This is a genomic window from Mucilaginibacter sp. (assembly GCF_028287845.1).
Taxonomy (GTDB): domain Bacteria; phylum Bacteroidota; class Bacteroidia; order Sphingobacteriales; family Sphingobacteriaceae; genus Mucilaginibacter.
On record NZ_JAQBOW010000053.1, the window covers coordinates 1 to 4,627 of the forward strand.

Genomic DNA, 4,627 nt, shown 5'->3' on the forward strand with positions numbered 1-4,627 from the left:
GTCTGAAGTTTACTGCCCAGGGATACATAAATATCACCTCCACATCAAACAACACAAACAATATGGCAACCAAAAAATATTTAATTGATATAGGTGTACGGGCATTACCTATAACCTCAATGCCCGACTCGAACGGGGTTAACTTATCTTTTGTTACACGCTTAGGGCCTATTTTATGTGTTACAAACATTGTAGTAACCACAAAACCAACAGCCACCAGCATTTGAAATATGATGGGTAAATAATTAACCGGTAAACTTTGTACTTCCATGGGTGCAAATATACAAATGGTATATAAATAAAAAAAGGCCTCTATGGAGGCCTTTTTTTATTTATACTGTTTTGTTATTATTTTTTTTGAGGGGTCGGCTTTGCCGATGTACCAGGAGCTGCTTTACTATCAAAGTAAAATTTAGCATATCCGTTATCCGGGTTAAGCTCTTTAGCTTTAGTAAAGTTATCTAAAGCTTTTGCATCATCCTTGTCATGATACTGATAATAGTTACCCAAATAGGCGTATGCATCTGCTAAGGTTCTTTTATCAGCATCAGCTAATGGCGTTTTTGCGGATAAAATTGCTATTATCTGCTCATAATAAGGCTTCGACAATCCTTTTAGTGTAGCATAGTCCTGATCCTTATAGTCACTTATGTAAGCACGATACGTTGGCACAAGCACGCTTGGTGTAACTTGCTTTTGCTGAACATAACTTAATGCAGAATCTGCTTTTACAAGTAATGTTGAATCTGGTTTAATTGATGGGTCTTTTTTTGAGGCACCAGACTGGCTTCTAAATGCTAAATAATCATATACCCCTACACTAAGATGCTCAGTAAGCAATGCTTTGCCATGTACTTTTGCAATAATAGCTTCATAATTATTAGCAACATTAACATAATCCCTTCTTTTCTTGTAAACAGCAACTATTTCACTATAAGCATCCTGTATTTTTGTCGTATCCAACTCAGCATACTTTTTAAGGTTTTCAATTCCTTTGGCAGTATCCTGTCCGCTTGCGATTTGCAAACGACCTAAGTATAAATAGTCCCTTGGTAAAATACGGTTGGGTTGTGCTTTGGCAAACCAGTTGTTTATTGCGCTTAAGCCATTGGTATAGTCCTTATTTTCATAAGCAGCATAACCCAAATAACGATACACACGTGGATTTGTAGTGGCCGATTTAGAAAGTTTGGTAGTTACTTCCTGCAGGGCCACATAATCGCCGGCATTAACCAGGAAGTCGGCATAACGCATTAGTGACTCTAACGACTGATCTGTTAAGCTTAAATATTTCTTATAATTTTCAACACCTTCTTTAATTTTTACCGAAGCTACTTTTAAATTGGTTTGCGCTTCGGTCAAATCGGTTTCAGCTAATTCGCGGTATGCCGGGCCATAATTAGGATCGATAGCTATAGCTGCCTGGAATTGTTTTTCAGAATCTTCAAAGTTGTCAGCATATCTCCATAACACACCTTCGGCAGTATTTGCTACGGGCGATTTTGGATCGAGCGCTAATGCTGCCTGGTAAGCATCATAAGCGTCATTACTTTTTAATTGCGAACGATAAGCATTACCTAACTCCACCAACAGTTCTGCATCTTTAGGATTTGCTGCCTTTCCTTTGTTTAACGCATCAATAGCTGCATTTGCTCTATTAACCGGAAACTTACCGTCTTTGGCGTCTAATAAATATCCTTTACCTATATATAAATATGGTTTACTATCTTTTTTAGCTGCGAAACCAAGTGCCTGGTTAAAACTCGCTGAAGCACCGGCGTCATCTTTATTTTGAAGCGCTACTACCCCTAAACCTACGTAGTTTAAAGCTGATTTAGGGTTTGCTGCCGTACCTTTTGTGAAAGAAACTTTAGCAGAATCTGTATACTCTTGCACTAAATATACCCATCCCAGGTAAAAAAAGTTCTCATCATTGGTTGGCTGTGTAACCGTAAGATTTTTAAGCATCCCTTTTGCTTTTTGATATTGCTCGGCGTCGATAGCTTTCTTAGCGTCCGCAAGGCTTTGCGCAAAAACTGATGACCCTACAAATACCAGCCCTAATGCTACCTTAGCTATTTTACTGATCATTTTCATCGCTTATTATAATTTTAATTTTAATTATGTAATTTAATAACTGTGTTTAATATTAATCTGCCTTTGTGGTATTGAATCAGGTAATATACCTGATCGTAAAATAATTCTTTGTCCCCGTTCACTCAACATAAAATAAGTAAACCCGGCGCCTAAACCCATCCTTCCCGTACTATTTATAATATACAAGTTCCTCATTAAAGGATATTGCTTTAATGCCAATGTTGTTTGGGATGGTTTAAAGTATTGATTAGGAGCATCTTTACTATTTTCATCCCTTACAGCAACTATTTTAACTTTACTAACAGCATCAGCATAATCTGCATCCGGATCGTTTAGCCAGCTAAAGCCGGTTATACCTATTGCCTGTGGATGCTTGCTTATATATTTTATTACTTCCTTATTTGTTTTGACAGCGTAAATATTTTTAAGTTTAAAGTCTTTATTGCCCGAAAATTCTTTCAGGTATCTTACTAAACTTGAGTTAGGATTATCAAAAACGATATTTATATCCGTTTTCGTCTGTCCATTCAACAATTTCTTTATTTCACCTACTGTCATCAACGTGTCTTTTGACGCCTGGTTTACAATTAATGCAACCGCATCAATAGCGAAACGGTGACTAACCGGTGGTAAAGTCCTGTCAGTTAATATCTTTTTTTCACTCGCATTTAACTCGCGTGTTAAAATCGCAAGTCGTACACTATCATTTAATAAAAGCCTTAAAGCGTCATTCTCCGTCCTGTATAAAATATCAGGTTTGGCTCTAAGGTTTAGCTTTTCAAAAACATAGGCCTCCTCATCCACTATTGGCTGACATGATTCATCTGCAACAAATTTAATTGTGCCGGAATTAACCGAATCATCCGGGGCGCTTACTTTCTCTTTACAGGATTGAAATCCTACAAGCAATAACAAGCTTATTAAAGCTAATATAGCCTTATTTTTCATCCTCCTCTCCTTCTTCCTTTCTTAGCAAACGTGCAAAGCGTACTACCGCATAGATAATTATTAAACATCCAAACAGTATTTTTTTGTATCCATAATCTGGTAATATCTGATCCCAAAACATTACCATAAGCCCCAGGGCAACGAAGCAAATGAATGCTATTGCTCCTAAAATAAGCAAAAACCGCCTTTTGAGCGATTTCTGCTTATTATGAACCTTAAACGGCATTTTTAGTTGTCGCTACCTAATGTAAAACTAATTGGAACGGTGTACATTACACGTACCGGGCGGTTATTTTGTATGCCCGGCTTCCATTTAGGAGATGCTTTCAATACGCGTATAGCTTCATCCATAGTAGTTTGGCTTGGGCCACGTAAAGCTTTAATATCGGTTAAGCTGCCATCTCTTTCAACAACAAACTGGCAAATAACTTTACCTGTAACATTGTTTTCGCGGTCAATAGCAGGGTACCGGATATTTTTACCTAAGTATCTGCCAAATGCATCTAAACCACCTGGAAATTCGGGTTGTTTTTCTACCTGGCTAAATATTTTATTTTCATCCTCTGTAACCGCTTTTGTATCAGAGTTGCCTACCGGCTCATCTATATGGATATCGGCATTCGGATCGCCCTTTTGGTCTTTCTGACCAGGATCAGCTACCTTTAATTCCTTAACTGTAGGCGGTTCTTCTTTTACCTCATTATCCGGCTTTACAATCGGAGGAGGGAACTTAACCTGGTCAGTTTTTGGCTTAGGTGGTTCTGGTGGTGGCGGCGGTGGAAGTTTCTTATCAATCGGTGGCGGGGTTAATACCACATCAGTGATCTTTACTTTCGGTTTTTCTTTAGGTATGAATCCCTCAATTTTATTGATAATTGTTGGTAACGATATAACAAATACAAAGAACACGGCACCGAAAAGAAGCGCGCGGCTGGTATTCCGCGGATTGTTCTTTCTTAGTGTATAAGCACCGTAATCTTTATTTCGTCCGCTAAAAACAACGTCGATCCACTCCTGCTTTAATATATCTAATTTAGATCCTAGCATTATTTGAAGCTTTTAATTTTTACGTTAATTTTTATTAATTATAAATGTTATCTCTTTTCAACAAATCAATTTCAACCGGGGTAATATCAACTATAGCACGTGATTGATTATTAATTATGTTTAATTCATCCATCATGGTTACCATATCATAATAAGTAGACTTATCGCTTGGTTTTACCAGCACGATCATGTCTTTACCTGATTTAGCCAACACTTCCTGACTTTGTTCCAATAATGCTTTACGTATACCATTTTTACCAAAACCTACAACAGTTGGAGCAGTTAAAGGCTTGCTGGGCATACCCATATACCATTCCACTTTGTTGTTTGATCCTAATAACACGGTCATTGTCCTGGTTTCAGGTACCGGTAAATGCGTATCTTGTTTTTCATCCTTATCTGGCATAACCAGGTCCATTGCTTTTGGCTTTTGGAGCGTAGTTGTAAGGATAAAGAAAGTGATCAGCAGGAAAGCAAGATCCACCATGGCTGTTAAATCCACACGGGTTGATGCTTTTTTACTCCTTACTTTACC

Annotated in this window: 6 protein-coding genes; all 6 read right to left on the minus strand. The window is 37.8% G+C overall.

Features of this window, described 5'->3' with window-relative positions; translation table 11 throughout:
- Positions 1-271 (minus strand): NADH-quinone oxidoreductase subunit A (locus tag JWP71_RS04895; protein ID WP_299497630.1); only part of this gene is annotated, 271 nt, incomplete at its 3' end.
- A 77-nt stretch (positions 272-348) separates the two neighbouring features.
- Positions 349-2,091, minus strand: a complete 1,743-nt coding sequence (locus JWP71_RS04900) for a tetratricopeptide repeat protein (protein WP_299497631.1) — start codon at positions 2,089-2,091, stop codon at positions 349-351.
- 39 nt (positions 2,092-2,130) lie between these two features.
- Positions 2,131-3,045, minus strand: a complete 915-nt coding sequence (locus tag JWP71_RS04905) for a substrate-binding domain-containing protein (protein WP_299497633.1) — start codon at positions 3,043-3,045, stop codon at positions 2,131-2,133.
- A complete protein-coding gene (locus JWP71_RS04910; protein WP_299497634.1) occupies positions 3,035-3,271 on the minus strand; it encodes a hypothetical protein in 237 nt (78 codons plus the stop codon). Before JWP71_RS04910 ends, JWP71_RS04905 begins: the two co-directional genes overlap by 11 nt.
- A gap of 2 nt (positions 3,272-3,273) precedes the next feature.
- Positions 3,274-4,092 (minus strand): energy transducer TonB, encoded by an 819-nt coding sequence (locus tag JWP71_RS04915; RefSeq protein ID WP_299497635.1) that lies wholly within the window; start codon positions 4,090-4,092, stop codon positions 3,274-3,276.
- Positions 4,093-4,126: 34 nt separating this feature from the next.
- Positions 4,127-4,627, minus strand: a 501-nt coding sequence (locus JWP71_RS04920; protein WP_299497636.1) for a biopolymer transporter ExbD, incomplete at its 5' end; no start/stop codon positions are given.